The sequence below is a fragment of the Thermobifida alba genome (assembly GCF_023208015.1).
Taxonomy (GTDB): Bacteria; Actinomycetota; Actinomycetes; order Streptosporangiales; family Streptosporangiaceae; genus Thermobifida; species Thermobifida alba.
In genome coordinates, this window is sequence record NZ_CP051627.1 from 2,756,992 (window position 1) to 2,783,639 (window position 26,648).

28 protein-coding genes are annotated in these 26,648 nt (G+C 71.7%); 8 read left to right on the forward strand and 20 right to left on the reverse strand.

Features of this window, described 5'->3' with window-relative positions; all coding sequences use genetic code 11:
* Window positions 1-26: 26 nt before the first annotated feature.
* From FOF52_RS12195 to FOF52_RS12205, 3 genes are read right to left on the reverse strand one after another with little or no spacing between them, the layout of a single operon-like run.
* Complete coding sequence (locus tag FOF52_RS12195; protein ID WP_248590087.1) at window positions 27-881, reverse strand: heme ABC transporter ATP-binding protein; 855 nt, start codon at window positions 879-881, stop codon at window positions 27-29.
* Entirely contained in the window at window positions 878-1,978 is a 1,101-nt protein-coding gene (locus tag FOF52_RS12200; RefSeq protein ID WP_425265550.1) for a FecCD family ABC transporter permease, read from the reverse strand. The genes FOF52_RS12195 and FOF52_RS12200 overlap by 4 nt, the downstream gene beginning before the upstream one ends.
* 2 nt (window positions 1,979-1,980) lie before the next feature.
* Window positions 1,981-3,048 (reverse strand): heme/hemin ABC transporter substrate-binding protein, encoded by a 1,068-nt coding sequence (locus tag FOF52_RS12205; RefSeq protein WP_248590089.1) that lies wholly within the window; start codon window positions 3,046-3,048, stop codon window positions 1,981-1,983.
* A 230-nt stretch (window positions 3,049-3,278) separates the two neighbouring features.
* Here FOF52_RS12205 and FOF52_RS12210 point away from each other — a divergent pair, with 230 nt between their 5' ends.
* The gene (locus tag FOF52_RS12210) at window positions 3,279-4,046 is read left to right on the forward strand and encodes a hypothetical protein (RefSeq protein ID WP_248590090.1); all 768 of its coding nucleotides are present in this window, start codon (window positions 3,279-3,281) and stop codon (window positions 4,044-4,046) included.
* Between the two features lie 130 nt (window positions 4,047-4,176).
* Here FOF52_RS12210 and FOF52_RS12215 read toward each other — a convergent pair whose 3' ends face one another.
* The 7 genes from FOF52_RS12215 to FOF52_RS12245 all read right to left on the reverse strand — a co-directional run bounded on the left by FOF52_RS12215 (window position 4,177) and on the right by FOF52_RS12245 (window position 10,354).
* Window positions 4,177-4,419 (reverse strand): DUF3039 domain-containing protein, encoded by a 243-nt coding sequence (locus FOF52_RS12215; RefSeq protein ID WP_248590091.1) that lies wholly within the window; start codon window positions 4,417-4,419, stop codon window positions 4,177-4,179.
* Window positions 4,420-4,471: 52 nt separating this feature from the next.
* Window positions 4,472-5,056: a YqgE/AlgH family protein gene (locus FOF52_RS12220; protein ID WP_248590092.1), complete on the reverse strand. Its 585-nt coding sequence runs from the start codon at window positions 5,054-5,056 to the stop codon at window positions 4,472-4,474.
* A gap of 88 nt (window positions 5,057-5,144) precedes the next feature.
* On the reverse strand, window positions 5,145-6,557 hold the full coding sequence (locus tag FOF52_RS12225) for an NAD-dependent malic enzyme (RefSeq protein ID WP_248590093.1): 1,413 nt from the start codon (window positions 6,555-6,557) through the stop codon (window positions 5,145-5,147).
* A 204-nt stretch (window positions 6,558-6,761) separates the two neighbouring features.
* Window positions 6,762-7,445 (reverse strand): cytidylate kinase-like family protein, encoded by a 684-nt coding sequence (locus FOF52_RS12230; RefSeq protein WP_248590094.1) that lies wholly within the window; start codon window positions 7,443-7,445, stop codon window positions 6,762-6,764.
* Window positions 7,446-7,548: 103 nt separating this feature from the next.
* Window positions 7,549-8,484, reverse strand: coding sequence for a tetratricopeptide repeat protein (locus tag FOF52_RS12235; protein ID WP_248590095.1), 936 nt, complete (start codon window positions 8,482-8,484; stop codon window positions 7,549-7,551).
* Between the two features lie 69 nt (window positions 8,485-8,553).
* Window positions 8,554-9,066, reverse strand: coding sequence for a MarR family winged helix-turn-helix transcriptional regulator (locus FOF52_RS12240; protein ID WP_248590096.1), 513 nt, complete (start codon window positions 9,064-9,066; stop codon window positions 8,554-8,556).
* 100 nt (window positions 9,067-9,166) lie between these two features.
* Entirely contained in the window at window positions 9,167-10,354 is a 1,188-nt protein-coding gene (locus FOF52_RS12245; RefSeq protein ID WP_248590097.1) for an acetyl-CoA C-acetyltransferase, read from the reverse strand.
* A gap of 86 nt (window positions 10,355-10,440) precedes the next feature.
* On the opposite strand from FOF52_RS12245, the gene mce reads away from it, so the two are divergent.
* Together mce and FOF52_RS12255 are read left to right on the forward strand one after the other, a co-directional pair.
* Window positions 10,441-10,878 carry a methylmalonyl-CoA epimerase gene (gene mce, locus FOF52_RS12250; RefSeq protein ID WP_248590098.1) on the forward strand — a complete coding sequence of 146 codons (438 nt, stop codon included), beginning with the start codon at window positions 10,441-10,443 and terminating at the stop codon, window positions 10,876-10,878.
* Between the two features lie 446 nt (window positions 10,879-11,324).
* Complete coding sequence (locus tag FOF52_RS12255; protein WP_248590099.1) at window positions 11,325-12,632, forward strand: DivIVA domain-containing protein; 1,308 nt, start codon at window positions 11,325-11,327, stop codon at window positions 12,630-12,632.
* A 108-nt stretch (window positions 12,633-12,740) separates the two neighbouring features.
* Here FOF52_RS12255 and FOF52_RS12260 read toward each other — a convergent pair whose 3' ends face one another.
* From FOF52_RS12260 to FOF52_RS12275, 4 genes are all read right to left on the reverse strand, one after another.
* Complete coding sequence (locus tag FOF52_RS12260; protein ID WP_248590100.1) at window positions 12,741-13,475, reverse strand: alpha/beta hydrolase; 735 nt, start codon at window positions 13,473-13,475, stop codon at window positions 12,741-12,743.
* A gap of 39 nt (window positions 13,476-13,514) precedes the next feature.
* Window positions 13,515-13,832 (reverse strand): ATP/GTP-binding protein, encoded by a 318-nt coding sequence (locus tag FOF52_RS12265; protein ID WP_248590101.1) that lies wholly within the window; start codon window positions 13,830-13,832, stop codon window positions 13,515-13,517.
* Window positions 13,833-13,948: 116 nt separating this feature from the next.
* Window positions 13,949-15,145, reverse strand: coding sequence for a 3-hydroxyacyl-CoA dehydrogenase (locus FOF52_RS12270; protein ID WP_248590102.1), 1,197 nt, complete (start codon window positions 15,143-15,145; stop codon window positions 13,949-13,951).
* Window positions 15,146-15,213: 68 nt separating this feature from the next.
* Window positions 15,214-15,600 carry an SCO5389 family protein gene (locus FOF52_RS12275; protein ID WP_248590103.1) on the reverse strand — a complete coding sequence of 129 codons (387 nt, stop codon included), beginning with the start codon at window positions 15,598-15,600 and terminating at the stop codon, window positions 15,214-15,216.
* A gap of 263 nt (window positions 15,601-15,863) precedes the next feature.
* Between FOF52_RS12275 and nucS the strand changes: the two genes are divergently transcribed.
* The 4 genes from nucS (at window position 15,864) to FOF52_RS12295 (ending at window position 20,626) form a co-directional block, all read left to right on the forward strand.
* Window positions 15,864-16,544, forward strand: a complete 681-nt coding sequence (nucS, locus tag FOF52_RS12280) for an endonuclease NucS (RefSeq protein ID WP_248590104.1) — start codon at window positions 15,864-15,866, stop codon at window positions 16,542-16,544.
* A gap of 106 nt (window positions 16,545-16,650) precedes the next feature.
* A complete protein-coding gene (locus FOF52_RS12285; protein WP_248590105.1) occupies window positions 16,651-17,316 on the forward strand; it encodes a DUF1707 SHOCT-like domain-containing protein in 666 nt (221 codons plus the stop codon).
* A 141-nt stretch (window positions 17,317-17,457) separates the two neighbouring features.
* On the forward strand, window positions 17,458-19,005 hold the full coding sequence (locus tag FOF52_RS12290) for a M20/M25/M40 family metallo-hydrolase (protein WP_425265487.1): 1,548 nt from the start codon (window positions 17,458-17,460) through the stop codon (window positions 19,003-19,005).
* A 118-nt stretch (window positions 19,006-19,123) separates the two neighbouring features.
* Entirely contained in the window at window positions 19,124-20,626 is a 1,503-nt protein-coding gene (locus FOF52_RS12295; protein WP_248590107.1) for a carboxyl transferase domain-containing protein, read from the forward strand.
* An 11-nt stretch (window positions 20,627-20,637) separates the two neighbouring features.
* Here FOF52_RS12295 and FOF52_RS12300 read toward each other — a convergent pair whose 3' ends face one another.
* The gene (locus tag FOF52_RS12300; protein ID WP_248590108.1) at window positions 20,638-20,817 is read right to left on the reverse strand and encodes a hypothetical protein; all 180 of its coding nucleotides are present in this window, start codon (window positions 20,815-20,817) and stop codon (window positions 20,638-20,640) included.
* 97 nt (window positions 20,818-20,914) lie between these two features.
* On the opposite strand from FOF52_RS12300, the gene FOF52_RS12305 reads away from it, so the two are divergent.
* The gene (locus tag FOF52_RS12305) at window positions 20,915-21,511 is read left to right on the forward strand and encodes a cob(I)yrinic acid a,c-diamide adenosyltransferase (protein ID WP_248590109.1); all 597 of its coding nucleotides are present in this window, start codon (window positions 20,915-20,917) and stop codon (window positions 21,509-21,511) included.
* A 66-nt stretch (window positions 21,512-21,577) separates the two neighbouring features.
* On the opposite strand, the gene FOF52_RS12310 is transcribed toward FOF52_RS12305, so the two are convergent.
* From FOF52_RS12310 to atpA, 5 genes are all read right to left on the reverse strand, one after another.
* Window positions 21,578-22,072: a DUF2550 domain-containing protein gene (locus FOF52_RS12310; protein ID WP_248590110.1), complete on the reverse strand. Its 495-nt coding sequence runs from the start codon at window positions 22,070-22,072 to the stop codon at window positions 21,578-21,580.
* Between the two features lie 65 nt (window positions 22,073-22,137).
* A complete protein-coding gene (locus FOF52_RS12315; protein ID WP_248590111.1) occupies window positions 22,138-22,539 on the reverse strand; it encodes a F0F1 ATP synthase subunit epsilon in 402 nt (133 codons plus the stop codon).
* Window positions 22,540-22,621: 82 nt separating this feature from the next.
* Window positions 22,622-24,064 carry a F0F1 ATP synthase subunit beta gene (atpD, locus tag FOF52_RS12320; protein ID WP_248590112.1) on the reverse strand — a complete coding sequence of 481 codons (1,443 nt, stop codon included), beginning with the start codon at window positions 24,062-24,064 and terminating at the stop codon, window positions 22,622-22,624.
* Window positions 24,065-24,069: 5 nt separating this feature from the next.
* A complete protein-coding gene (locus tag FOF52_RS12325) occupies window positions 24,070-24,984 on the reverse strand; it encodes a F0F1 ATP synthase subunit gamma (protein ID WP_248590113.1) in 915 nt (304 codons plus the stop codon).
* Window positions 24,985-24,987: 3 nt separating this feature from the next.
* A complete protein-coding gene (atpA, locus tag FOF52_RS12330; protein WP_248590114.1) occupies window positions 24,988-26,631 on the reverse strand; it encodes a F0F1 ATP synthase subunit alpha in 1,644 nt (547 codons plus the stop codon).
* Window positions 26,632-26,648 lie beyond the last annotated feature (17 nt).

Below are 26,648 nucleotides of genomic sequence, written 5' to 3' on the forward strand. Positions count from 1 at the left end.
TCGGGGTCGCCCCGCGCCGCGGGTGGTCACCGTACTGGCAGGACCAGCGGTGCTCCGGTGCGCGGATGCGACACGATCTCGACCTCGTATGAGTAGACGTCGCTGAGCAGTCTCGCGGTGAAGACCTCAGCGGGCGGCCCGTACGCCGCAATCCGTCCCTCGGAGAGTATCGCGACTCGGTCGGCGTAGGCGGCAGCCAACGCCAAATCGTGCAGAACCACCACGACCGCGTCACCCTGCGCGGCGCGTTCCCGGGCGATGCGCAGCACCAGCTCCTGGTGGCGGATGTCGAGTGCGGCCGTGGGCTCGTCCAGGAGCACGACCTGGGTCTGCTGGGCCAGAACCCGGGCGAGCATGACCCGGGCCCGCTCCCCGCCCGACAGGGCGGGGAACTTCCGGGACGCCAGGGCGGTGACCTCGGTGGCCGCCATGGCGTCGGCGACCACCCGGTCGTCGTCATCGGCGCCCCCGACCGCCGCCCACGGCGCCCGGCCCATGTACACCACGTCGATCACGTCGAACGGGAAGCTGACGGTGAAATTCTGCGGCAGCACCGCGCGGCGCAGCGCCAGTTCGGCCGGACTCCACTCCGCCAGGGGGCGGCCCAGGACGGTCACCTCGCCCCGGTCGGGCGGGCTGTCGCCGGCGAGGGCCGCCAGCAGCGTGCTCTTGCCCGCGCCGTTCGGTCCGACCAGCGCCAGCACCTCGCCGGTGCGCACGTCGAGGCTCACGTCGTCCAGCACCGTCCGGGAGCCGTAGGACCGGCCGAGGTTCCGCGCGCCCAGGACCACCGTCCGGGGGCCGACCCGTTCGGGCGGGCTGATCCGCCGCAGTCCCGAACCGTGCGCGAGCGCGCGCAGTGTCCGCCGTACCCGGTTCATGCCCAACCTCCCTGCCTGGCTCGGGTCCGGTACAGCAGCCAGAAGAAGAACGGGCCGCCGACCAGCGCGGTGATGATCCCCAGCGGCACCTCCTGCGGGGCGGCGACGACCCGGGCGACCAGGTCTGCGGCGACGAGGACGAGGGCGCCGCCCAGCACGCTCGCCGGGAGCAGGACCCGGTGCCCGGGACCGGCGACCATGCGCACCATGTGCGGCACCACCAGGCCGACGAAGCTGATGATCCCGGCGAAGGCCACGGCCGAGGAGGTGAGCATCGCGATGACGACGATCAGCGCCTGGCGCATCCGCTCCACGTCGACCCCCAGGTGGCGGGCTGGACTCTCACCGAGGGCGAGCAGGTCCAGGCGGCGGGCGAAGAACGGTGCGGCGAGGATGCCCGCCGCGGCGAACGGCAGGGCCGCGGCGACCTTGGGCCAGGTGGCCGCGGCCAGGCTGCCCATCTGCCAGTTGGTGATCGAGCGCAGCTCGGCGTCCTCCGAGAAGTAGGTGGCCGCGCCGATGAGCGCCCCGGCCACCGCGTTGACGGCGATCCCGGTGAGCAGCAGGGTGACCACCTCGGCCCGGCCTCCCGAGCGGGAGAGCGTGTAGACGAGCACGGTGGTGGCCATCCCGCTGGCGAAGGCGGCGGCGATGACCGTCCAGTAGCCCAGCGCGGAGGCGCCGAGCGCGATGACGAGGACCGCCCCCACGGTCGCTCCCGAGGAGACACCGATGACGCCGGGCTCGGCCAGCGGGTTGCCGAAGACTCCCTGCATCATGGCCCCGGCGAGCGCCAGTGAGGCCCCGACGATCATGGCCAGGACGACCCGGGGGAAGCGGACGTTCCACAACACCTCGTCGGCGAGCGGGTCGGCGGCCTCGCCCGCGCCCAGTCCCAGGCCGCGCAGTACCGATCCGGCGACCTCGGCCGCGGGCACGTGGTAGGCGCCCACGCCCGCGGCCACCAGTGCCGCCGCCGCCAGTGCGGCGGCCAGCACCACCAGCAGGACGGTGCCCCGCAGCGCCGTGGTACGTCGGATGCGGGCGGTGCCGTGGGGCGGCGCGGGGACCGTCCGCGCCCGGTGGTCGGCGGGCAGGGTCACCGCGCCTCCCCCTCGTACAGTTCGGTGAGGTCGTCGGACATGGCCTTGAGGACCTGGGGGGTGCGGGGGCCGAAGCCGAGCACCAGGCCGTCCTCGTAGTCGAGGACGCGCCGTTCCCGGCCCGCGGGCGTCTGGGCGGTGCCCGGGATCTCCAGGAGTCCGTCGACCCCGCCGACCGACTCCAGACCGCCGGTCATGACGAGCAGCACGTCGGGTTGGGCCTCGATGAGCGCCTCGCTGGTGATCGGGGTGAACGCCCGGTCCAGGCCGATCGCGGTGCCCGCGTCCTCCAGGCCGAGTTCGGCGATCAGGGCGTCGGCCCCCGATCCGGGTCCTCCCAGGAGGTAGACCCCGGCGCTGCCGCGCAGGTAGAGGAAGGCGACCCGGGCTCCTCGCACGGAGTCCGGGAGACCGTCGCGGACCTCGGCCATCTGGTCGCGGACCCGTTGGACGAGCTGCTCGCCGCGTTCGGGCACCCCCAGTGCCTCGGCGACGTCGGTGATGCGGGTGTACATCCCGTCCAGGGACCACACCTCGTCGAGGATGACCATGGTGACACCGCTGGCGCGCAGCTGCTCGATCGCCTCGTACGGGCCGGTCCAGGTGTCGGCGATGACGAGGGTCGGGTCCAGGGAGAGCACCCCCTCCACGGAGATGTCGTGTCCCTGGGTGACCACGGGCAGCTCCGCGGCCTCGGCGAAGGTGGCGGTGGCGTCGCGGCCCACGACGTTGTCACCCAGGCCCAGGGTGTAGACGATCTCGGCGATGCCGCCGTTGAGCGGCAGGATGCGGCTGACGTCGGTGACCTCGACCTGTTCGTGGGTGGTCGGGGTGTCGGCGGTGCGGTTCGCCACCGGGACGATCGAGTCCACGGTGACCGGGAGGGAGGGGGCCGCTTCGCCCTCCAGGATCTGCAGCCGGTTCTCGGCGAGCGGGGGGATGGCGTCCTCGGTGGACTCGGGGGCGGAGCAGGCCGTGAGCGCGGCGGCCAGGGTCAGCAGGAGCGCCGTGCGGCGGCTCGGGCCGCGGCGTGTCCGGCTGCGGGGAGAGGGGTGAGGTGGCATGGGGGTCCCATCGACTGGAGGGGCCGCGGTGCGGCGGACGGGCTGTCCGTCACTGTTGTGTTGATTATGACGACTCGTCGTCACAATCTTGACAACGCGGCCTCCTGGTGGTGCACTGACAGGGCCGATCAGGATTTTTAGGTTAGCCTAAGCATAGTGGCACATCCCCGGTGTCCCCCCTCCGACACCGCGACAACCACGTCTCGCACGGAACGGAGAATCCCACCCCCATGTCCACCGCCTTCAGGGGATTCCGGAGCGCCGCCGCGGTCGGCGGCTCCCTGGCTGTCCTGGCAGCCCTGACCGGATCCCCCGCCCTGGCCGCCACAACCGGCGGCCCCAGCCTGACCGTCTCCAAGACCTCGGGGCTCAACCCCGAGGGCGAGCAGATCACCGTGACCGGGTCGGGTTACGACACCTCCAAGGGCATCTACGTCTCCTTCTGCGACATCTCCAACGCCGACGCCACCACCGCCCCCGGCCCCTGCATCGGCGGAGTCGACATGTCGGGCGAGAGCGGGGCCTCGGTGTGGATCTCGTCCAACCCGCCCCCCTACGGGCAGGGACTCGCCCAGCCCTACGAGGGCAGCGGCACCAACGGCTCGTTCACCGTCCAGCTGACGGTCCGGGCCGCGGACGAGTTCACCGACTGCCTGGCCGAGGGCGTCCACTGCGCCGTGGTGACCCGCAACGACCACACCCGCTCCTCCGACCGCAGCCAGGACGTGTTCGTCCCGGTGACGTTCGCGGGCCAGGACGGCGCGGACGGCACCCCCGGCACCGGTTCGGACGACGGGCAGACCACCGGCACCTCGAACCCCGGTGCCGCCAGCGGCACCGGAGGTACCGGAGGCACCGGCAGCGGCGGCAAGGACGGCTCCCTGCCGACCACCGGGATCGACATCGCGCCGTTCGTCCTGGGCGCCCTGGCGGTGACCGGAGCGGGCGCGGCCGCGCTGCTGCGGGCCCGGCGCCTGCGCCTCGACGAGGGCAGGTGACCCGGCAGGCCCGCGGACGCGGACCGCGCGGCCCTTCTTCGGCGGAACGCAAGAAGGCCCGCTGCCGCGGGCCTCACTCGCCGTTCCACCGAGCGGAGAGACCGCCTCCCCGCCGCTTCGTCGCCACCGGTCAGGCCATCAGTTCGTCGTAGATCTTCTGGCACTCGGGGCAGACCGGAAACTTCTTCGGGTCCCGGTTGGGCACCCACACCTTGCCGCACAGCGCGATCACCGGCGTCCCGGTGACGGCGCTCTCGGTGATCTTGTCCTTCTGAACGTAGTGGGCGAACCGCTCGCGGTCGCCGCCGTCGTGCGAGATGTCCGGACGGGTCTCGCTCTCCGGAATCACCTTGTTGACAACGTCCATCGTCATCGTGCCCTCACACCTCCTCGGTCTCTGTCCACGGTAGCGGGTGCGCGGCCAATCAGTTCAGTGTCGGATCGTCGGGGAAGGTGGCCACGAAGGCGACCTCCCCGCCCTGGCGCCGCAGCACCCGCGACCACAGTCCCCGGGGGTCGGCGCAGAACACGTCATCGACGGTCGCGGGGAGAACATACCAGGCGCCCTGGTCGATCTCGTCCCGCAGCTGACCTGCGCTCCACCCCGCGTACCCGGCGAAGACCCGCAGCCGCCGGAGCGCGTCGGCGACGAGTTGCGGCGGCGTGTCCAGGTCCACCGTGCCCAGGCCGCTCGGCCACACCTCGGCGTCCATCTCCTCCAGCGACCGCCAGCCCAGCGGTTTGTGCCCGTTGTCGGGCACCGCCAGCGCCAGGCCGGCGTCCGTGCCGACCGGGCCCCCCGCGAACATCACCGCCGGGTGGCTGACGTGCTCCCCCCAGTCCGCCAGGACCTCGCCGACCTCCAGTTCCGAGGGGCGGTTGAGGATGACGCCGAGCGCACCCTCCTCCGGGGTGTCGTCGATCACGAAGACCACGGAGCGGTAGAAGTTCGGATCCTCCAGCAGCGGACTGGCCACGAGCAGCGCCCCGGTCAGACTCAGCCGATCCATAGTTGCCTCCATACCCGGCCCCGCCGCCGCCTCACGCGCCGTTGATCACGGTTTGTCCACTCGCGCCGGGGGCGGTGCGACCGCGCGTTCAGTCCTCCCGTCCCCCCGCGGCCCCGTCGCGGAGCGCCACCTTGCGCACCGCCTCGGCCACCCGCTGCGACAGCCCCTGGTGGAAGACGCTGGGGATGATGTAGTGCGGGCTCAGCTCCTCCGCGGTGACCACCGCGGCGAGCGCGTCGGCCGCGGCCAGCATCATGTCGGGGGTCACCCGGTGGCTCTGGGCGTCCAGCAGGCCGCGGAAGAAGCCGGGGAAGACCAGCACGTTGTTGATCTGGTTGGGGTAGTCGCTGCGTCCGGTGGCCACGACCGCGGCGTGCAGCGCGGCGATCTCGGGGTCGACCTCCGGTTCGGGGTTGGCCAGGGCGAAGATGATCGCGTCCTCGTTCATCTCGGCGACCTCCTCGCCGGAGAGCACGTTGGGCGCGGAGACCCCGATGAACACGTCGGCGCCGCGCACCGCGCCCGCCAGGTCCCCGGCGTAGCCGTCCGGGTTGGTGTGGGTGGCGATCCACCGCAGGTTGTCGTCGAGGTCCTCGCGGCCCTGGTGCACGGCGCCGCGGACGTCGCAGACCACCACGTCCTTGGCTCCGGCGTGCAGCAGCAGTTTGAGGATGGCGGTGCCGGCCGCGCCGGCGCCCGACATGGTGACGCGGACGTCGCCGAGCTCCTTGCCGACCACGCGCAGCGCGTTCTTGAGCGCGGCCAGCACCACGATCGCGGTGCCGTGCTGGTCGTCGTGGAAGACCGGGATGTCCAGCAGCTCCCGCAGTCGGGCCTCCACCTCGAAGCAGCGGGGGGCGGAGATGTCCTCCAGGTTGATGCCGCCGAACCCGGGGGCGATGATCTGCACGGTGCGCACGATCTCGTCGGTGTCCTGGGTGTCCAGGGCGATCGGCCAGGCGTCGATGTCGGCGAACCGCTTGAACAGGGCCGCCTTGCCCTCCATGACCGGCAGGGACGCCTCGGGGCCGATGTTGCCCAGACCCAGCACGGCCGATCCGTCGGTGACCACGGCCACACTGTTGCGTTTGACGGTCAGGCGGCGGGCGTCGTCGGGGTTGGCCGCGATCGCGGAGGAGACGCGGGCCACCCCCGGGGTGTAGGCCATGGAGAGTTCGTCGCGGTTGCGCAGCGGCACCTTGGACCGCATCTCGATCTTGCCGCCCAGGTGCATGAGGAAGGTGCGGTCGCTGACCTTGTGGACGGTGACGCCCTCGACCGCGTCCAGGGAGTCGACGATCGCCTGGGCGTGGGTGGTGTCGCGGGCCGCGCAGGTGACGTCGATGCGCAGCCGCCCGTGCCCGGAGGAGTTCACGTCGAGTGCGGTGACGACGCCCCCCACGTGCTCGACGGCGTTGGTGAGACTGCTCACGGCGCTGGCACGTCCGTCGATCTCCAGGCGGACCGTGATCGAGTAGGAGACGCTGGGAAGGCTGGCCACGGGAAACTCCTCGTTGTTTCCAAGAATCGACCGCGTGCGGACGGGTCGCTGGTGTCTCGGCGTGCCGCCACCCGCCTCGGACCGAAGCGGGCCCCGACCGGCCGAGGGGGCGGACACGCGGTGCGGGTGCTGGCCTCGGGACCGGTTCCGTGCGGGGCCCGGACCGCGGCGGGAGCGGCCGCGTCCGCGCGGCCTCCGCCCGGGTCAGCGCTCCCCCGCGCGCTCCCGTGCCAGACGTTCGATGATATCGACACACGTGGCGTGCGCGGTCACCGTCGTGTCGAGGACCACGTGGTAGTGCCTGGGGTGGGCGGGGTCGGCCCGGTAGAAGCGCCGCACGTAGGCGCTGCGCGCGCGGTCGTTGGCGTCGAGGTCGCGCAGCGTGGGCGGACGCCATCCGCCGGGCTGTGCGGCGTCGCGGGGCAGCGCCTCGCGCAGCGCGACGGCCTGGCGCAGCCGCCGCTCCCGCGGCCCGTCGAGCCGCACGTGGACGGCGGTGGGGTGCTCCGCCAGGACGACCGCCCCGGCCCGGCCCAGGACCACTCCTCCCCGCTCCCCCACGGCCGCGACGACGCGCTCGGTGTGCTCGACGAACTCCTGGTCGTACAGCAGGCGCCCCTCGGCGTTGGTGGCGCCGAGGAAGACGGTGTCGACGCTGCCGAGGGTGATGCTGGGCAGCCGTGCCGCGCTGGACAGCAGCCGCTCCAGGCCCACGGGGGCGCGGTCGTCGTGCTCCAGCGCGTCCTCCAGGGAGCAGCCGAGGCGCTCGGCCACCTCCTCGGGGATCGCCCGGTCCAGGAAGGGAACCCCCAGCCGTTCGGCCACCGCGGGTCCGATCACGCTGCCCGCAGCGCCGTAGGTCGCGGAGATCGTCACCACGAGAGCCATCGGAGACCGCCTTCCGTTGGATCTGCTGGGTTTTTACCCAGCGGGAAGGCTGCTTAGCCGGGGACCGCGGCGGCCGGTCCCCGGAATGCGGGCGTCCGGCGGCTCAGAAGAGCGCGGAGGTCAGGTTGCGGCGGGCCTTGGCGACCCGCGGGTCTCCCGCGGGCAGCACCTCGAACAGGCCGAGCAGGTGCTTGCGCGCGCGGTCCCGGTCCTCGTCGCCGGTCCGGCGTACGGTCGCCACCAGCCGGGCGAACGCGTCCTCGACCTTGCCCCCGTACATGTCGAGGTCGGCGACCGCGCACTGGGCGTCGACGTCGGCGGGGTCGTCGGCGGCGGCCTTGCGGATCGCGTTGACGTCGAGGTCGCGCACCCGGGCCAGGAGGCGCACCTGGGCCAGGCCCATCGTGTAGTCCCCGTTGCCCGGGTCCTTCTCCAGCGCCGCGGTGTAGGCGGCCTCGGCCGCGGCGAAGTCGCCGCGCTGCACCGCCTCGGCGGCCTCGGCCTGGACGGGGTCGCGCTGGGGCTCCTGCTCTTGTTCGGCGGGCTGGGCCGGGCCGACCCCGGTGTAGTCCTGCGGCAGCACCCCCTGCTGCCGCAGCGCGGCGAAGACCTGGGAGAGCAGGTCGCGCAGCTGGTCCTCGTTCATCGGCCCCGCCGCGAGCGGCTGGATCTGTCCGCCCAGGGTCAGGTAGAGCGCGGGAACCCCCTGGGCGCGCAGGGCCTGGGCCAGCTGCGGGCTGGCCTCGGCGTCGACCTTGGCCAGCAGCCACTGCCCCTGGGCCTCGGTGGCCAGTTTGTCCAGGGCCTGCTCGGTCTGTTTGGACTCCCCGGACCAGCCCGCCAGGAGCACCAGGACGACCGGAGCCTGCAGGGACCGCTCCAGGACGTCGCGCTGGAAGTTCTCCTCGGTGACGTCCACGGCGTAGGGGTTGGCGGTTCCCGACGCCGCCTCGGCCTGCCGTTTGGCCTCGCGTTCCAGGGCCGCTTTGCGCGCGCCGAGATCGACCGCGCCGTGCATGGAGAATTCCGAAGGCTGCATGTCTCCATCCTGCCGCATCCGCGGCGGCCGCGGTGAACCCTGCTCCCCTCGGCGGCCCGCGCGCCGCGCTCAGCTCTCGGCGGGAAAGTCCCCGTAGTCCACCCGCAGTTTCCGGAACAGGGTGTAGATCTGCCACCGTTCCTCGTCGTCGTAGCAGCCCAGGCCGAACTCCATGTCCAGCAGGTCGCGGGTGGCCTGCTCCACCACCTCGCGCCCGGAGTCAGTGATCTCGGCGAGGGTGCCGCGCCCGTCGCTGGGGTTGGGCCTGCGCCGGACGAAGCCCTGGCGCTCCAGCCGGTCGATGGTGTTGGTGACGCTGGTGGGATGTACCATCAGCCGTTCGCCGATCTTGCCCAGGGGCAGCGCGCCGCTGGAGCTGAAGGTGAGCAGGACGAGCGCCTCGTAGCGGGCGAAGGTCAGCGCGTACGGCTTGAGCGCGGCGTCCAGCTGGCCGAGGAGGAGCTGCTGCGCCCGCATGACCGAGGTCACGGCCGCCATCGCGGAGGACTTGCCCCAGCGGGCGGCCCAGTTGTCGTGCGCGCGCTCGATCGGGTCGAACGGGAGGTTCAGCGGGTTTCCCACACCGGACACTCTAGCGACCCCGCCGCGCGGGCCGTCTGGGGGTGAAACGGCGGGCGCCGCCGGCGCGGTGTGCGGGCCGGGGCCCGCACACCGCGCTCCGTCAGGCCGAGGGCACCGACAGCAGCAGCGCGTCGCCCTGTCCGCCGCCGCCGCACAGGCCGGCGGCGCCCAGTCCGCCGCCGCGGCGGCGCAGCTCGTGGGCCAGGTGCAGCACGATGCGGGCGCCCGACATGCCGACGGGGTGGCCCAGCGCGATCGCGCCGCCGTTGACGTTGACGATGTCTGCGGAGACGCCCAGGTCCCGCATGGACTGCAGGGCCACGCTGGCGAACGCCTCGTTGATCTCGACCAGGTCGAGGTCGGAGACCTCCCGGCCCGCCTTGGCGAGCGCGTGCCTGATCGCGTTGGACGGCTGGGAGTGCAGGGAGTTGTCCGGTCCCGCGACGTTGCCGTGCGCGCCGATCTCGGCGAGGATCTCGCAGCCCAGCTCCTCGGCCTTGGCCCGGCTCATGACCACGACCGCGCAGGCGCCGTCGGAGATCTGGGAGGAGGAGCCGGCGGTGATGGTGCCCTCCGGGTCGAAGGCGGGGCGCAGCCGGGCGAGGCCCTCGGCGGTGGTGTCGGGGCGGACGCCCTCGTCGGTGTCGAAGATCTTCGGCTCGCCCCTGCGCTGCGGGATCTCCACCGGGACGATCTCGTCCTTGAACCGTCCCGCCTCGATGGCGGCGGCGGCGCGCTGGTGGGAGCGCGCGGCGAAGGCGTCCTGCTCCTCCCTGGTGAGGCCGTGCCGGGCGTTGTGGCGGTCGGTGGACAGCCCCATGGACACGTGGTCGAAGGCGTCGGTGAGGGCGTCGTGGGCGGTGGCGTCGAGCACCTCGACGGAGCCGTACTTGTAGCCGTGGCGGGCCTTGGGCAGCACGTGCGGGGCGTTGGTCATGGACTCCATGCCGCCCGCGACCACCACGTCGAACTCCCCGGCGGCGATGAGCTGGTCGGCCAGCGCGATCGCGTCGAGGCCGGACAGGCAGACCTTGTTGATGGTGAGCGAGGGGACGTTCATGGGGATGCCCGCCTTGACCGAGGCCTGGCGGGAGGGGATCTGCCCCTGGCCGGCCTGGAGGACCTGGCCCATGACGACGTAGTCGACCTGGTCGCCGGAGATCCCGGCCCGTTCCAGGGCGGCCCTGATGGCCATGGCTCCCAGGTCCACGGCGGAGAAGCCGGAGAGTGTTCCGAGCAGCTTCCCGATGGGGGTGCGCGCGCCGCTGACGATGACCGATCCAGGCATTTGCCGAGCCCTCCTCCTGTCGTCCCTCACCTGGTCTGTCACCATACAGACAGCCGGATCAGCGGCTTTAAGGGAGGGAGGAAGTTGTGTTCACCCGCATCGACCACATCGGCATCGCCTGCCGGAACCTGGACGAGAGCGTGCGCTTCTACCGGGAGACCTACGGCTTCGAGGTGACCCACGAGGAGGTCAACGAGGAGCAGGGCGTCCGTGAGGCGATGCTGCGGATCAACGGGACGGACGACGGCGGGGCGAGCTACCTGCAACTGCTGGAGCCGATCCGCGAGGACTCGCCGGTGGCCAAGTTCCTCGCCCGCAACGGCGAGGGGGTGCACCACATCGCGTTCGGGACCGCGGACGTGGCCGGGGCCGCCGCGACGGTCGGCGGGCGCGGGGTCCGGGTGCTCGACGCACAGCCGCGCAACGGCTCGATGGGGTCGCTGATCACCTTCCTGCACCCCAAGGACTGCGGCGGGGTGCTCACCGAACTGGTGCAGGCGCGTACGGACGACGCACGGCACTGAGTGCCGCGGCCGACGGCGGAGCGGGCGGCCGCCGGTCCCGGTCCGGGCGGTATCGCCCTCCGGAACCGGAGGACGCCCAAGCGTGCACGGAGCGGCCGAAAACCCAGGTTCTCTCCCAAACCACCTTCCGACGGCGGCACGGCTTGATAAAGTCTCCTAGCCGCCGTTCCATCGTTGACGGGTGTCCTCCAACCCCGGCGGTTCGCGTCCTCGTTTCCTGGCGGACACAAAACACCAGTTCGTCAGGTAATCAGCACAATCCCATAGCAATGCGGTGAACCCTCCGCGCAGTCCACTGCCGCGGAGTAGGCTCCCGCTCCAGAGCGGTCTTCGTGCTGAGGCAGCGCAGACACGGCTCCGGCCGAACGCTGCGACGTCCGCCGTACCGAAACGAAGACATCCGTCCGTAATGTAGCCGTCTCGTCACCTGTTCAGGATTCCGCCACATGTCGTCCGATATTGACGCCCAGCTCAGTAATTTCTTCGACGAAAACAACCAGGCGACGGAGTTCGATGTTGTCCTGCGCGGCTACGACCGCACCCAGGTCAACGACTACCTCGCCCAACTCCGCCAGGAGGGCCGCCAGGCCCGCGAGGAGGCCGACAAGCTCCGCAAGGAACTGGCCGACGCCAAGCGCCAGATCCAGGAGCAGGAGCGGCCCACCTACTCCGGTCTGGGTGCCCGCATCGAGCAGCTGCTGCGTCTGGCCGAGGAGCAGGCCACCGAGCTCGTGCACGACGCCCGCGCCAAGGCCAACGACATCAAGGTCGCCGCCAAGGTCGAGGCCGCGGAGATGCGTGCCGCCGCCGAGAACGAGGCCACCGAACTGCGTTCGACCGCCCAGCGCGAGGCCGACGAGATGCGCCAGTCCGCCGAGCTGGAGGCGGAGGAGATCCGCACCTCCGCGCGGCGCGAGGCCGACGAGCTGACCTCCACCACCGAGCGCGAGGTGCAGAAGAAGCGCGCCGCGGTGGACCACGAGATCGCCGAGAAGCGCGCCACCTTCGAGGGCGAGATCGCCAAGCTGCGCACCACCACCGAGCGCGAGTGCGCCCAGGCCCGTGCCTCCGCCAAGCGCGAGCGGGACGAGATGATCCAGGCCGCCAAGCGCCAGGCCGACGAGATGCGGTCGCAGGCCCAGCGCGCCATGGAGGAGAGCGAGGCGCGGCGGGCCCAGGAGGAGGCCGACTTCGAGATCCAGCTCGCCAGCCGCCGCGAGGAGGCCGAGCGCCAGGACGCCGAGCGGCTGGCCGCCGCGCAGGCCGCGACGCAGAAGCTGGTCGCGGAGGCCGAGGAGCGGGCCGCCAGCGCCGAGCAGCGGGCCACCAAGGCCAGCGCGCAGGCCGAGCAGACCCGCCGCGACGCCGAGCAGCACGCCAAGCAGGTCGTGGCCAACGCCAAGAAGCAGGCCGAGCAGATCACCTCCGAGGCCAAGGCCAAGGCCCAGCACCTGGTCAGCGACGCCAAGACCGAGGCCGACCGGATCCTGACCAAGGCCCAGCAGGAGGTCGACGAGCTCACCCGCCAGCGCGACAGCATCCAGTCCCACCTGCAGCAGCTGCGCCAGCTGCTGGGTGGTGGCGGCGGCGGTGGCTTCCCCGCCGCTCCCGCGGCTCCGGAGCCCGCGGCGATCGAGTCGACCCCGCCGGCCGCGGCGCCCAACGGCCAGAACGGCAACAGCCAGAAGCAGCCGGTGGCCGCTCCGTCGAGCAGCAAGGGCGGCGCCGACGACGAGGACTGGTGGCAGGAGTAGTCCCCGTCCCGTGGACATGCCCCCGACACACCGAGGCCCGGTCCGTACGGACCGGGCCTCGGCCCGTTCGTCCCCGTGTCCGCCCCGGATCGGGCACGGGGCGGGGGCTCAGTGCAGCGTGTCCTTCTCGTAGGGGCCGTCCCACTCGGTGGGCAGGGGATGCGCCTGGGGGGCGACCCGTTTGACGATCTCGTTGAGCACGATGCGCACGTAGGGTTCGCCGACCCACAGGTGCCGGGCGTTGTCCACGCCGATCACCTCGGCCTGCGGAACCCGGGAGAAGCGTTCGCGGGCCTGTTCGGGACGCAGGTAGTCGTCGTGCTCCGGGACGAGCGCGACCAGGGGCCGGCCGAACTCCGCCCAGGCGTCCAGGTCGGCGTCGGTGGCGCGGTGCAGCGGCGGCGACAGCAGGATCGCGCCCCGGACCGCGGGGTCGTGCCCCCACTTGAGTGCCAGCTCGGTGCCGAAGGACCAGCCCACCAGCCACGGTTCGGGCAGGTCCTCGAACTCGGTGAACTCGATGGCCGCGGCGACGTCGTGGCGTTCGGTCTCCCCGCCGCCGAACTCCCCCTCGCTGGTGCCGTGCCGGGAGGTGGTGCCGCGCGTGTTGAACCGCAGCACCGCGATGTCGGCCAGCGCGGGCAGCCGGAAGGACGCCTTGCGCAGCACGTGGCTGTCCATCATCCCCTCGGCGGTGGGCAGCGGGTGCAGGCAGATGATCGTGGCCACCGGATCGTTGTCCTGCGGCAACGCGAGTTCTCCGACCAGTGCCAGGCCGTCCGCGGTGTGCAGGGTGACGGGACGCCGCCGGGCCGGCAGCACGGTGCTCGCGCGGATCTCCATGACTCCTCAGGGGTGTGGGTGACTCGAACGGGTGCGTGGTCAGCGCCGGGGGTGGCGGACCGAGCGGTGCGTGCGCCGCTCCCAGCAGGAGCTGTGCCAGTGGCGGCGGTCGTCGCCGTCGCCGTAGGCGGCCCAGGCCACCACGTGCGGCATCCCCGGCGGGATCAGCTGGTAGCAGCCCGGGCAGCGGTAGGTCTTGACCGCGGCCGAGCCGCTGATCCGGCGGATCGCCCACTCCCCGTCGGGGCCGCTCTCGTACCGCTCCCCGCCGGTGATGCGGTTGATCAGCGCGGACTCGTCGTCACGGGGCCGGTCGGCCCTCTTCCTGCGGCGGGGGGTGTTACGGCGCGGACTCACTCTTTCAGCCTAGGAGAATTCCGGTGCGGACGGGATACGGGGCGGCCCGCGGGGGCGTCCCGGTCCGGGCTGCGGACACGGGACGGCCGCCGCGGGCCGTCCGGGACGGGGGCCGGTCAGGAGCGGAGCGTGTCGCGTCCCCGCGCGGCCAGCATGGTCAGCAGCGGAGCGACGTCGTCGGTGAACAGCCCCAGCCGGGACAGGTCCGCCAGGGTGTCGGTGACGTTCTTCACGCCGCGTTCGTCCAGCATCTCGACGAGCCCCCGGGGGTACCCGCAGCCCAGCCGCATCGCGGTGTCCACGTCGTCGGCGGTGGCGTAGCCGTCGCCGACCATGCGGGCCGCGTCGTTGAGGTGCGGGGCCAGCAGCAGGTCGGCCAGGTCGGCCTGGCCCTCGCCGTCGCCGACCAGGGCGGCCAGCGGAGCGGTCGACTGCGGCTCGGCGGGGTTGTCGCTTCCGGAGTAGTCGTAGAACCCGCGTCCGCTCTTGCGGCCGTGCAGGCCCGCGGCGACCATGCGGCGCAGCAGCGGGGCGGCGGCGTAGCGGGGGCGGCGGAACTCCTCCCACAGCACGTCCATGACGTCGAGGAGCACGTCGAGGCCGACGAGGTCCATCAGGGTGAGCGGCCCCATCGGGAATCCGGCCGCGCCGGTGATGGCGGCGTCGATCTGCTCCCGGGTGGCCAGGCCGTGCTCGTAGACGGCGACGGCGTGGTTGAGGTACGGCACCAGGAGCGCGTTGGCGACGAACCCGGCGCGGTCGCCGACGGCGACCGGGGTCTTGCCCAGCCGCTTGACGACCTCGGTCGCCACGTCGAGCACCCCCGGGTCGGTGACGACCGTGGTGACGATCTCGACGAGCTTCATCACCGGGGCGGGGTTGAAGAAGTGCAGGCCGATGACCTTGCCGGGGCGGTGGGTGAGTGCGGCGATCTCGGTGACCGACAGCGAGGAGGTGTTGGTCGCCAGGATCGCGCCGGGCGGCAGGATGCGGTCCAGGTCCTCGAACACGGAGCGCTTGATGTCCAGGCGCTCGGGGACCGCCTCGACCGCGAAGTCCGCGTCGGCCAGGTCCTCGCGGGACGTGGTGAACGTGACGCGTCCGAGGATGTCCCGCTGCTCGTCCTCGGTGAGTTTGCCCTTGGCCACGGCTCTGGACAGGGACTTCTCCAGGTGTCCGCGTCCGCGTTCGAGTGCGGCGTCGTTGATCTCGACTCCGGTGACGGCGAAACCCGCGCGGGCGAACACCTCGACGATGCCCGCGCCCATGGTTCCGAGCCCGACCACTCCGACCTTGCTGAATTCCTCCACCATGGCCCCAACACTAGAGGGTGGCCCGTTCGCCGCTGTCAGCCGGGCCACCCTCGAACACCGGGGACGGCTCAGCAGTCGACCAGTTCCGGCGACTGGTTCAGCAGTTGGGCCCGGGGGGTGACGAACTCCTTGTAGGCGGCGTCGGCGTCGGGGCGGAACAGGGCCACCTTGTGGCAGTTCTGGAAGGCCAGGCGCAGTCCGAAGTGCCGCTGCACCGCGCCGCGCATGGCGTCGCTGGCGAGCAGCCGCAGCAGTTGTCCGCGTTCCTTCTCCCCCGGCGGCGGCGTCTCGTTGGCCGCGTGGTCGGCGCCGCCCGTGGCGACCTGCTCGGCCAGGCGGGTGATGACCTCCCAGGCGTAGGGGAGCGACTCGCGGATGCAGGAGACGAAGTCCTCGTCGGTGACCGGGCCGCGGCGGGCCTTGTCGAGGAGTTCGGGTGAGACCGTCAGCGACATGGTGTCCCTTCGTGTTGGTGGGCGGTGGTCCGGCGTGTCGGAGCGCTTCGCCCCGTTCACGCTCCGTACTTCCCAGTGCGACGTTAGGTCTCCTCGCTCCGGCCGTCATGCGACGGGAGAGTGAGACCTGGCTTACCCACCGTACATGAAAACGATTTTCAGTTTCAAACTTTTCTCCGTTCCCGTCCGCCCCGCTCCCCCGCGCCGCCGGCCGGCCCCCGAACCGCGCCCGCCGCCGCCGCGGAACCGGTAGCGTTCTTCCCGTGCGTCTCGTTATCGCCCGTTGCAGTGTTGACTACGTCGGCCGGCTGACCGCCCACCTGCCCATGGCGCCCCGCCTGATCCTGATGAAGGCGGACGGGTCGGTGTCGGTCCACGCCGACGACCGTGCCTACAAGCCCCTGAACTGGATGAACCCCCCGTGCACGGTGCGGGAGCAGCCCGGCGGGGACGGCGAGCCCACCGTGTGGACCGTCACCCACGGCAAGTCCGGCGAGAAACTCGTGCTGACGATCGAGGAGATCCTGCACGACAGCAGCCACGAGCTCGGCGTGGACCCCGGACTGCGCAAGGACGGCGTCGAAGCCCACCTCCAGGAGCTGCTCGCCGAGCACATCACCACCCTTGGCGAGGGCTACACCCTGATCCGCCGCGAGTACCCCACCGCGATCGGCCCGGTGGACATCCTGTGCCGCGACGGGAACGGCACCACCGTGGCGGTGGAGATCAAACGGCGCGGCGAGATCGACGGCGTCGAGCAGCTGACCCGCTACCTGGAACTCCTCAACCGCGACCCCACGCTCCGGCCGGTGCGCGGCATCTTCGCCGCCCAGGAGATCCGGCCGCAGGCCCGCGTGCTGGCGACCGACCGGGGCATCGCCTGCGTCACCCTCGACTACGACGCGCTGCGCGGGATCGAACCCGACGTGCTGCGGCTGTTCTGACCCCGTTCGCCGTCAGGGTTCCCGCCCCGCCCTCCGGGAAAGATCAGGGCCATCCCCGAGGCGTACGGAGATGCGCTCGGACGGGCCGAGAACTATGGTTTCTGCCATGAGCGACTCTTCCCTCCCCGACCGGAGCGAGATGCGCGCCTCCGACGCCGACCGCGACCGGGTGGCCGCACGACTGCGCGAGGCGTTGGCCGAGGGACGGCTCACCCCCGACGAGCACTCCGAACGTCTGGACGCGGTCTACAACTCCAAGACGCTGGGCGAACTCGCCCCGCTCCTGCGCGACCTGCCCGAGACCCCGGACTCCGCCGACCTGCCCCTCGACTCGCCCCGTCCGGTCTACGGCAGGGAACGCGTCGTCGACGCCGCTCCCGACGGCCACTTCTCGCTGGCGCTCATGGGCGCGGCCGAACGCAGCGGGCACTGGACGGTCGCCAGGACCTACCAGGCGCTGGCGGTCATGGGCGGGATCAAACTGGACCTGCGGGAGGCCCGGTTCACCTCCCGGGAGACCACCATCGTCGCCAACGCCCTCATGGGCGGGATCGAGATCATCGTCCCCGACGACATCGAAGTGCGCGTCAACGGCATCGGGGTCATGGGCGCCTACGAGGTCAAGGGCGGCGCCCCCAACAGCGTCGTGGAGCCCGGCGCCCCGGTGGTGCGCGTGGTGGGCGTGGCGCTGATGGGCGGGGTCGAGGTCATCCGCAAACGCCGCAAGCACCAGAAGGACCGGCGGAACAGGGAACTCGACCAGGGCGACTGAGCGCCGCCCCGGGGCCGGTTTCTTCCCCGGGACACGACCGAACCCTTGCCCACAGCGACCATTCAGTGACAAGCTGCACCCATCTCTGCCTACTTTCCGCGACCGTCCCGCCACCCTCGGGGCCGGTCGCCCGTCAGGAGGATGAGCGTGCGCACACCGACCGGACACCCCCTGCTGACCGCGCGCCTGGGATCGCGGCTCTCCGTCGTCGCCGTCACCGCCGCACTGTTGACCTTCGGCCTCTCCCCCGCCTCGTCCGCGTCCCCGCTCCCCGCGGACGAGGCCGTCCTGCCCCACCTGGTCACCACCGGGGCCATCCGCACCCACCTGCAGAACCTGGACACCATCGCCGCGTACAACGGCGGCAACCGGGCCACCGGCACACCCGGCTACGACGTGGCCGCCAAGTACGTCACCGACCAGCTCAGACGCGCCGGCTACCAGGTCGCCAAGGACCACTACTCGTTCGACGAGTGGGTGGAGCACAGCGACGCGGTCCTGGCCCAGACCGCGCCGGAGAGCCGGGACTTCACCCTCGACGAGGACTTCCTGAGCATGGCCTACTCGGGCGCCGGGGACGTCACCGCGCCCGCGGTGCCGGTGGACGCCGACAGCGCCGACAGCGGCTGCGAGGCGGCGGACTTCGCCGGCTTCCCCGCCGGAGCGATCGCGATCCTCCAGCGCGGGACCTGCACCTTCGAGGAGAAGGTGGCCAACGCGGCCGAGGCCGGGGCCGCGGGCGCGGTGATCTTCAACCACGGGGCCACCCCCAACGACACCGGACCGATCAGCGGCACCCTGAGCACCCCGGCGGCGATCCCGGCCGTGGGCGCCTCCACCGCGGTCGGCGAGGCGCTGCTCGCCGCGGGCGACGGCCTGGAACTGCGCCTCAAGGTCGACTCGGCGATCAGGACCTCCCACTCCTACAACGTCATCGCCGAGACCAGGGGCGGCAACCGGGACAACGTGGTGGTGGTCGGCGCCCACCTCGACGGCGTCCCCGACGGGCCGGGGATCAACGACAACGGCAGCGGCGTCGCCACGCTCCTGGAGATCGCCAAGCAGCTGAACCGGCTCGACGCCCCCGAGAACAAGGTGCGCTTCGCCTTCTGGGGCAGCGAGGAGGTGGGCCTCGTCGGCTCCACCTCCTACGTCGAGCGCCTCACCGACCGGGAGCGGGAGCGGATCGCGCTCTACCTGAACTTCGACATGCTCGGCTCGCACAACTACGCCCGCCTCGTCTACGACGGCCGCAACGAACTGCCCGGCTCCGTCGCCGCCCCGGCCGGGTCGGCGGCGATCCAGAAGGTCTTCGAGGACTACTTCACCGCCCGGGGCCTGGTGTCGGAGCCCACGGAGTTCAGCGGACGCTCCGACTACCGGGCGTTCATGCTGGCCGGCATCCCGTCGGGCGGCCTGTTCAGCGGCGCCGACGGCACCAAGACCGAAGAGCAGGCCGCCCACTACGGCGGTACCGCCGGGGCGCAGTACGACCCCTTCTACCACACCGCCGACGACAGCCTCGCCCACGTCAACTGGGACAGCATCGACGAACTCTCCGACGGAGCCGCCTACGCGGTGGAGGTCTTCGCCGCCAGCACCCTCCCGGTGAACGGGGTGGCGCCGTTCTCCGCCAGGGCGCTGTCCCCCGACTCCTTCGACCGCGCCGGAGACCTGTGGACGCGCTGACCCTCCCGTAGCGCCCCGCGGGTCCGCCGCGACGGCCGCCCGGGGCACCCGCGACCGGCACGCGGCGGGTGCCCCGGGACAATGGCGGCGAGAGGGGCGACCGAGCCGGGAGGGCCGCATGACGGGCAGGAGCAGCGCACGGGCACTGGTCGAACGGACCCTGGACGCCGGGACCTTCGTCTCCTGGGACGAGGCCCCCGTGGACGTGCGTCCCGACCCCGGGTACGCGGCCGAACTCGCCCGCGCCGCCGAACGCAGCGGCTGCGACGAGTCCGTCATCACCGGCGAGGGCAGACTGCGCGGCCGCCGGGTGGCGATCGTGGCCAGCGAGTTCGCGTTCCTGGCCGGTTCGGTCGGGGTGGCCGCCGCCGAGCGGCTGGTGCGGGCGGTGGAACGCGCCACCGCCGAGCGGCTGCCGCTGCTGGCCTCCCCCGCCTCGGGCGGCACCCGCATGCAGGAGGGCACGCTCGCCTTCCTGGCGATGGCGAAGATCTCCGCGGCGGTCGCCGTGCACAAGGCGGCGGGGCTGCCCTACCTCGTGTACCTGCGCCATCCCACCACCGGCGGGGTGCTGGCCTCGTGGGGGTCGCAGGGGCACGTGACGGTCGCCGAGCCCGGGGCGCTCATCGGCTTCCTGGGGCCGCGGGTGTACCGGGCGCTGTACGGCCGGGAGTTCCCCGAGGGGGTGCAGACCGCCGAGAACCTGTACCGCCACGGACTGGTCGACGCGGTGCTGGCCCCCGAGCACCTGGCGGCGATCACCGACCGGACGCTCACCGTGCTGCTGGCCCGGCCCCGCCCTCCGGCCCAGGACACGGGGGCGGTCCGGGAGGAGCCCCCGCAGGTCACGGCCTGGGACTCGATCCTGCGGTCGCGCCGGCCGGACCGTCCCGGGGTGCGGCAGCTGCTGCGGTACGCCGCCCGCGACGTGGTGCCGCTCAACGGCACCGGGGAGGGCGAGGCCGACCCGGGTCTGCTGCTGGCGCTGGCCCGGTTCGGCGACGCCCCCTGCGTGCTGCTGGGCCAGGACCGTGACCGGCAGAGTCCCGAGCACCCGCTGGGGCCGGCCGCGCTGCGGGAGGCCCGCCGCGGCATGCACCTGGCGCGGGAACTGCGGTTGCCGCTGGTCACCGTGATCGACACCCCCGGGGCGGCGCTGTCCAGGGAAGCCGAGGAGCAGGGCATGGCCGGACAGATCGCCCGCTGCCTGGCCGAACTGGTGACCCTGGAGGCACCCACCCTGTCGGTGCTGCTCGGCCAGGGCAGCGGCGGCGGTGCGCTGGCCCTGGCCCCGGCCGACCGGGTGGTCTGCGCCCGGCACGCGTGGCTGTCCCCGCTGCCACCGGAGGGTGCGAGTGCCATCGTGCACCGCACCACCGCCCACGCCCCGCAGCTCGCCGCCGCCCAGGGCGTGTGCTCCACGCAGCTGTCCGCCAACGGCATCGTGGACCGCGTCGTCGCCGAGCACGACGACGCCGCGGACGAACCCGAGGCCTTCTGCCGCCGCATGGGCGCGGTCCTGGCCCGCGAACTGGCCGTCCTGTTCCACCGCGACCCGGCCGAGCGACTGGCCGCCCGCCACGCCCGCTACCGCCGCCTGGGACTGCCCGGGCCGGCCTGACCCGCCCGGGGTCAGCCTCCGGCGTCCTCCCCGGCCGGCCGCTCGCCCCGCTCCGCCCGATCGGGTTCCTCGCTCTCGACGCCGCAGCCGGGCGCCTGGGGCGGTGCTCCCGGACCGGGGTCGGCGGCGGCGATCTCCCCCGCACCGAGCCGGTCGAGTCCGGGGTCGGGGTCGAAAGGTCTGCTGGTCATACGGTCCCCCTCCCCGGCCTCCCCGCCCGCACCGAGGTGCCGCGGCCCGCCGTCCCCGCCCCCGGGGAGGCGCACCGCCACTGGCTAGGGTGAGCCCATGAAGGAACGCGACATCGACAAGCCCGTCGTGCTGTCGAAGATCTACACCCGCACCGGTGACGACGGCACCACGGCGCTGGTGGACATGAGCCGCACCCGCAAGACCGACGAGCGGCTGGCCGCCTACGCCGACGTGGAGGAGGCCAACGCGGCGATCGGGGTGGCGCTGGCCCTCGGCGAGATAGGCGAGGACGTGCGCGCGGTACTGGGCCGGGTGCAGAACGAACTGTTCGACCTGGGCGCGGACCTGGCCAACCCGGTGGTGCCCGACCCCGAGCACCCCCCGCTGCGGGTCGAGCCCGCCTACGTGGAACGGCTGGAGGCCGACTGCGACCGGTACAACGCGGACCTGCCCACGCTGCGCAGCTTCATCCTGCCCGGCGGCTCCCCCGCCGCCGCGCTGCTGCACACCGCCCGCGTGGTCACCCGCCGCGCGGAACGCTCCGCGTGGGCGGCGATCGAGGCGTACGGCGACTCGGTCAACCCGCTGACCGCGACCTACCTGAACCGGCTGTCGGACCTGCTGTTCATCCTGTGCCGGGTGGTGAACCAGGGCGACGACGTCCTGTGGAAGCCCGGCGGCGACCGGGACTGAACGGCACACGACAGTGGCGGACGGCCCCCCCCAGAGGCCGCCCGCCACTGTCACCACCGTCGGCGTCTACTCGTCGTCATCGTCCTGCCAGAGCACACCCGGCGGCATCGACTCCAACCAGGACAGGAAACCGGTCAGGGCCGCGTCGCTCATCGCCAGCTCGTAGACCGGCTCCTTGGGGTCGGAGCCGTCGGAGGCGGTCCAGCCCACCTCGACGACCACCAGGTCGTCGGTCAGCTCCCGCAGTTCCTCCCCCTCGGGGGCGCGGCGCCCCACAACGACGAGACCGCGGCGCGGCAGTTCGACTGCCGGCCGCGGCCACAGGGAGAAGATGCGGTACCAGCGCAGCTCGTCGGTCCCGTACCGACCGCATCCGATCCGCCAGGGGCGGCGTCGGCCGTGCACGGGACGCAGGTAGCACTCGACCGCTCCGCCACCGCGTTCCAGGGCGTACCGTCGCGCGATCACCGCGACGAGCGCCAGCAGGGCGAGGGCGAGCAGCGAGAAGAACGACCATTCGGCGATCTCGAACCACGTTCCGATGTTCAGCTGCTCCCCCAAGAGTCCCCCGCGTACCCGGGACGTGCTCCCGTGTACGCGCCGTCACCCACCCGCCGTGACGACGGTCAGGCGGCTTCTCCGGCGGCCCGCAGACGGCTGCGCGCACGGGCGACGCGCGCCTGCGCCTCCTCGTCGCCGAGCGCGGAGCCCTCGGCGCGCTTCAGCGCGGTGCGGGCCCGCTCCACGTCGATCTCCTCGGCCAGCTCGGCGATCTCCGCGAGGATCGAGATCCGGTCACCCAGGGTCGCGGCGATGAAGCCGCCGTGCACCGCGGCACGGACCTCGCCGGTCTCCCGGGCGCCCAGGATGCGCACCACCGAGCCGGGCGCGAGCAGCGCCAGCACGGGGACGTGCCCCGGCTGGATGCCGATCTCGCCTTCGACCGTCTTGGCGATGACCATGTCGCCCTCGCCCGCCCAGAGTTCCCGCTCGGGCGTGACGAGTTCAACAAAGAGCTTCTTCGACACTGCCACAACTCCTCAGATCGAGGGCCGCTCCACCGGGTTCGGGGGCGGCGGCGCGTGCACCGCCGCCCCCTCCCCCCGGCTGCTAGCCCTGCAGCGTCTTCGCCTTCTCGACGGCCATCTCGATGTTGCCGACGTCCAGGAACGCCTGCTCGGGCAGGTGGTCGTACTCGCCGTCGCAGACCGCCTTGAAGGAGGCGATGGTCTCCTCCAGCGGCACGAACACGCCCGGGGTTCCGGTGAACTTCTCGGCCACGAACATGTTCTGCGACAGGAAGCGCTCCAGACGCCGCGCCCGGTGCACGATGATCTTGTCCTCTTCGGACAGCTCGTCGATACCGAGGATGGCGATCTGGTCCTGCAGGTCGTTGTTGCGCTGCAGGATCTCCTTGACCCGCTGGGCCACCTCGTAGTGCTCCTGGCCCACGTACTGCGGGTCGAGGATGCGGGAGGTGGAGGTCAGCGGGTCCACCGCCGGGTAGATGCCCTTCTGCGAGATCGGGCGGGAGAGCTCGGTCGTCGCGTCCAGGTGGGCGAAGGTCGTCGCCGGGGCCGGGTCGGTGTAGTCGTCCGCGGGCACGTAGATCGCCTGCATCGAGGTGATCGAGTGGCCGCGGGTCGAGGTGATCCGCTCCTGGAGCAGACCCATCTCGTCGGCGAGGTTCGGCTGGTAGCCCACCGCGGAGGGCATGCGGCCCAGCAGGGTGGAGACCTCGGAGCCGGCCTGGGTGAAGCGGAAGATGTTGTCGATGAACAGCAGCACGTCCTGCTTCTGCACATCGCGGAAGTACTCCGCCATGGTCAGCGCCGACAGCGCGACCCGCAGACGGGTGCCCGGGGGCTCGTCCATCTGCCCGAAGACGAGGGCGGTGTCCTGGAGGACGCCCATCTCCTCCATCTCCAGGAAGAGGTCGGTGCCCTCACGGGTGCGCTCGCCCACGCCCGCGAACACGGACACACCACCGAAGTTGCGGGCGATACGGGTGATCATCTCCTGGATGAGCACCGTCTTGCCGACACCCGCACCACCGAACAGACCGATCTTGCCACCGCGCACGTACGGGGTGAGCAGGTCGATGACCTTGATACCGGTCACCATCATCTCGGTCTTCGACTCCAGCTGGTCGAAGGCCGGGGCCGGCCGGTGGATCGGCCAGTACTCGGTGACCTGGAGCTCGGACTTGGGGATGTCCTGGGGCTCACCCAGGGTGTTGAACACGTGGCCCTTGATGCCGTCGCCGACCGGAACGCTGATCGGCGCACCGGTGTCGCGCACCTCGGCGCCGCGGACCAGACCGTCCTGCGGGGCGAGGCTGATGGTGCGGACCAGGTTGTCACCGAGGTGCTGGGCGACCTCAAGGGTGATGGTCTTGGTCTCGCCGCTGAGGGTGACGTCGGTCTTCAGGGCGTTGTAGATCGGAGGCAGGGAGCCGACGGGGAACTCCACGTCGACGACCGGGCCGGTGACCCGGGCGATGCGGCCGGTCGCCGTCGCGGGCGCGGCCGTCCCTTCAGCAGTCGCAGTCACTTCTCTTACTCACTCCCCGCGCTGGCAGCAGTGAGGGCGTCGGCGCCGCCGACGATCTCGCTGATCTCGTTGGTGATCTCCGCCTGGCGGGCCTGGTTGGCCTGGCGGGTCAGGGTCTTGACAAGCTCCTCGGCGTTGTCGGTGGCCGCCTTCATCGCGGCGCGGCGCGACGCGTGCTGGGACGCGGCCGACTCAAGGAGGGCGAAGTAGATCCGGTTCGTCACGTACTGGGGAAGCAGCTGGTCCAGCACTTCCTCGGCGCCGGGTTCGAACTCGTACAGCGGCAGGGGGCCCTGCTCGGCCTCAAGGACCTTGGGCTCGACCGCCTCGACCTCCAGCGGCAGGATCCGCGCGGCCCTGGCCACCTGGGTGATCATGGAGACGAACTCGGTGGAGACGATGTGGATCTCGTCGACGCCGCCCTCCGCGGTGTCCTGGATGAACTTGTCCATCAGGACCGAGGAGATCTCCTTGGCGTGCATGTAGGAGGGGCGCTCGGTGAAGCCCTCCCAGGAGTCCGCCAGGGGACGCTCGCGGAAGTTGTAGAACCCGATGCCCTTGCGGCCCACCATGTAGGTGAGCACTTCCTTGCCCTGCTCGGTGAGGAGCTGGGTGAGGCTCTCGGCTTCCTTGATCGCGTTGGCGGTGTAGGCGCCGGCGAGGCCCTTGTCGCTGGTGATGACCAGGACGGCGGCCCGGGTGGGGTTCTCCGCCTCGGTCAACAGCGGATGCTCGCTGACGCGAGCGGCCACCGCGGACACCGCCCTGGTGATCTCCCGAGCGTAGGGGCCAGCCGCTTCGGCCGCCCGCTGCGCCTTGGTGATGCGCGTGGCGGCGATGAGTTCCATCGCGCGGGTGATCTTCGCCATCGACTTGGTCGAGCGGATCCTCCGGCGATAGACGCGAAGCTGTGCACCCATGGGCTACTTCCCGCTGGTCTTGGCGACCTTGATGGTCTCCTGGCCGACCTCGGACTCCTCCAGCGCCTCGGCCGGGGCCTCGGTGCCGAGCACGGTGCCGGCACTGGTCTGGAAGGTCTTCTTGAACTCGTTGATCGCGTCGGTGAGCGCCTCGGCGGTCTCGTCCTCGAACTTCTCGGTCTCCCGGATGGTGTCGAGGATCTTGCTGTGCTCGCGGCGCAGGTGGCCGAGGAACTCCGACTCGAAGCGGCGGATGTCCTCGACCGGGACGTCGTCCAGCTTGCCGGTGGTGCCGGCCCAGATGGAGACGACCTCCTCCTCCATCGGGAAGGGGGTGTACTGGCCCTGCTTGAGCAGCTCCATGAGGCGGGCGCCCCGCTCCAGCTGCGCCTTGGAGGCCGCGTCCAGGTCCGAGCCGAAGGCGGCGAACGCCTCCAGGTCGCGGTACTGGGCCAGCCCCACGCGCAGGGAGCCGACCACCTTCTTCATGGCCTTGGTCTGCGCGGCGCCACCGACACGGGAGACGGAGATACCGACGTTGATCGCCGGGCGCTGGCCCTGGTTGAACAGGTCGGACTCCAGGAAGACCTGGCCGTCGGTGATGGAGATGACGTTGGTCGGGATGTAGGCCGACACGTCGTTGGCCTTGGTCTCGATGATCGGCAGACCGGTCATCGACCCCGCACCCAGTTCGTCGGAGAGCTTCGCGCAGCGCTCCAGAAGACGGGAGTGCAGGTAGAAGACGTCACCGGGGTAGGCCTCACGGCCCGGCGGGCGGCGCAGCAGCAGCGAGACCGCGCGGTAGGCCTCGGCCTGCTTGGTCAGGTCGTCGAAGACGATGAGGACGTGCTTGCCCTGGTACATCCAGTGCTGGCCGATGGCCGAACCGGTGTAGGGGGCGATGTACTTGAAGCCCGCGGGGTCGGAGGCGGGAGCGGCCACGATGGTGGTGTACTCCATCGCGCCGGCCTCCTCCAGGGCGCCGCGCACACCGGCGATGGTGGAGCCCTTCTGGCCCACCGCGACGTAGATGCAGCGCACCTGCTTGCTCGGGTCGCCGGACTCCCAGTTGGCCTTCTGGTTGATGATCGTGTCGATGCAGACCGCGGTCTTGCCGGTCTGCCGGTCGCCGATGATCAGCTGGCGCTGACCGCGGCCGATCGGGGTCATCGAGTCGATCGCCTTGATACCGGTCTGCAGCGGCTCGTGCACCGGCTTGCGCTGCATGACCGTGGCCGCCTGGAGTTCGAGTTCGCGGCGCTGGGTCGTCTCGATCTCGCCCTTGCCGTCGATCGGCCGGCCGAGGGGGTCGACCACCCGGCCCAGGTAGGCGTCGCCCACCGGGACGGAGAGGACCTGGCCGGTCCGCCGCACCGTCTGGCCTTCCGCGATGTTGGTGAAGTCACCGAGGACGACGACACCGACCTCGCCGATCTCCAGGTTCTGCGCGATTCCCTGGGTGCCGTCCTCGAATTCCAGCAGCTCGTTCGCCATCGCAGAGGGAAGGCCACTGACGCGGGCGATGCCGTCACCGGAGTAGGTGACGGTTCCGATCTCCTCGCGTGCGGCGGCGTCAGGCTCGTACGACTGGACGAAGCGCTGCAGCGCGTCCCGGATCTCCTCCGGTCGGATCGTCAGCTCCGCCATCTCACGTATGTCCTTGC

What these genes read in the sequence shown, in the direction of transcription:
- FOF52_RS12325 (WP_248590113.1), bottom strand. Translation starts at nt 24,984, where the DNA reads ATGGGTGCACAGCTTCGCGTCTATCGCCGGAGGATCCGCTCGACCAAG.
- FOF52_RS12305 (WP_248590109.1), top strand. Translation starts at nt 20,915, where the DNA reads ATGAAGGAACGCGACATCGACAAGCCCGTCGTGCTGTCGAAGATCTAC.
- FOF52_RS12255 (WP_248590099.1), top strand. Translation starts at nt 11,325, where the DNA reads ATGTCGTCCGATATTGACGCCCAGCTCAGTAATTTCTTCGACGAAAAC.
- FOF52_RS12195 (WP_248590087.1), bottom strand. Translation starts at nt 881, where the DNA reads ATGAACCGGGTACGGCGGACACTGCGCGCGCTCGCGCACGGTTCGGGA.
- FOF52_RS12230 (WP_248590094.1), bottom strand. Translation starts at nt 7,445, where the DNA reads ATGGCTCTCGTGGTGACGATCTCCGCGACCTACGGCGCTGCGGGCAGC.
- FOF52_RS12275 (WP_248590103.1), bottom strand. Translation starts at nt 15,600, where the DNA reads ATGTCGCTGACGGTCTCACCCGAACTCCTCGACAAGGCCCGCCGCGGC.
- FOF52_RS12290 (WP_425265487.1), top strand. Translation starts at nt 17,458, where the DNA reads ATGAGCGTGCGCACACCGACCGGACACCCCCTGCTGACCGCGCGCCTG.
- FOF52_RS12235 (WP_248590095.1), bottom strand. Translation starts at nt 8,484, where the DNA reads ATGCAGCCTTCGGAATTCTCCATGCACGGCGCGGTCGATCTCGGCGCG.
- FOF52_RS12260 (WP_248590100.1), bottom strand. Translation starts at nt 13,475, where the DNA reads ATGGAGATCCGCGCGAGCACCGTGCTGCCGGCCCGGCGGCGTCCCGTC.
- atpA (WP_248590114.1), bottom strand. Translation starts at nt 26,631, where the DNA reads ATGGCGGAGCTGACGATCCGACCGGAGGAGATCCGGGACGCGCTGCAG.
- FOF52_RS12215 (WP_248590091.1), bottom strand. Translation starts at nt 4,419, where the DNA reads ATGACGATGGACGTTGTCAACAAGGTGATTCCGGAGAGCGAGACCCGT.
- FOF52_RS12245 (WP_248590097.1), bottom strand. Translation starts at nt 10,354, where the DNA reads ATGCCTGGATCGGTCATCGTCAGCGGCGCGCGCACCCCCATCGGGAAG.
- FOF52_RS12300 (WP_248590108.1), bottom strand. Translation starts at nt 20,817, where the DNA reads ATGACCAGCAGACCTTTCGACCCCGACCCCGGACTCGACCGGCTCGGT.
- FOF52_RS12295 (WP_248590107.1), top strand. Translation starts at nt 19,124, where the DNA reads ATGACGGGCAGGAGCAGCGCACGGGCACTGGTCGAACGGACCCTGGAC.
- FOF52_RS12220 (WP_248590092.1), bottom strand. Translation starts at nt 5,056, where the DNA reads ATGGATCGGCTGAGTCTGACCGGGGCGCTGCTCGTGGCCAGTCCGCTG.
- FOF52_RS12210 (WP_248590090.1), top strand. Translation starts at nt 3,279, where the DNA reads ATGTCCACCGCCTTCAGGGGATTCCGGAGCGCCGCCGCGGTCGGCGGC.
- FOF52_RS12285 (WP_248590105.1), top strand. Translation starts at nt 16,651, where the DNA reads ATGAGCGACTCTTCCCTCCCCGACCGGAGCGAGATGCGCGCCTCCGAC.
- FOF52_RS12205 (WP_248590089.1), bottom strand. Translation starts at nt 3,048, where the DNA reads ATGCCACCTCACCCCTCTCCCCGCAGCCGGACACGCCGCGGCCCGAGC.
- FOF52_RS12270 (WP_248590102.1), bottom strand. Translation starts at nt 15,145, where the DNA reads ATGGTGGAGGAATTCAGCAAGGTCGGAGTGGTCGGGCTCGGAACCATG.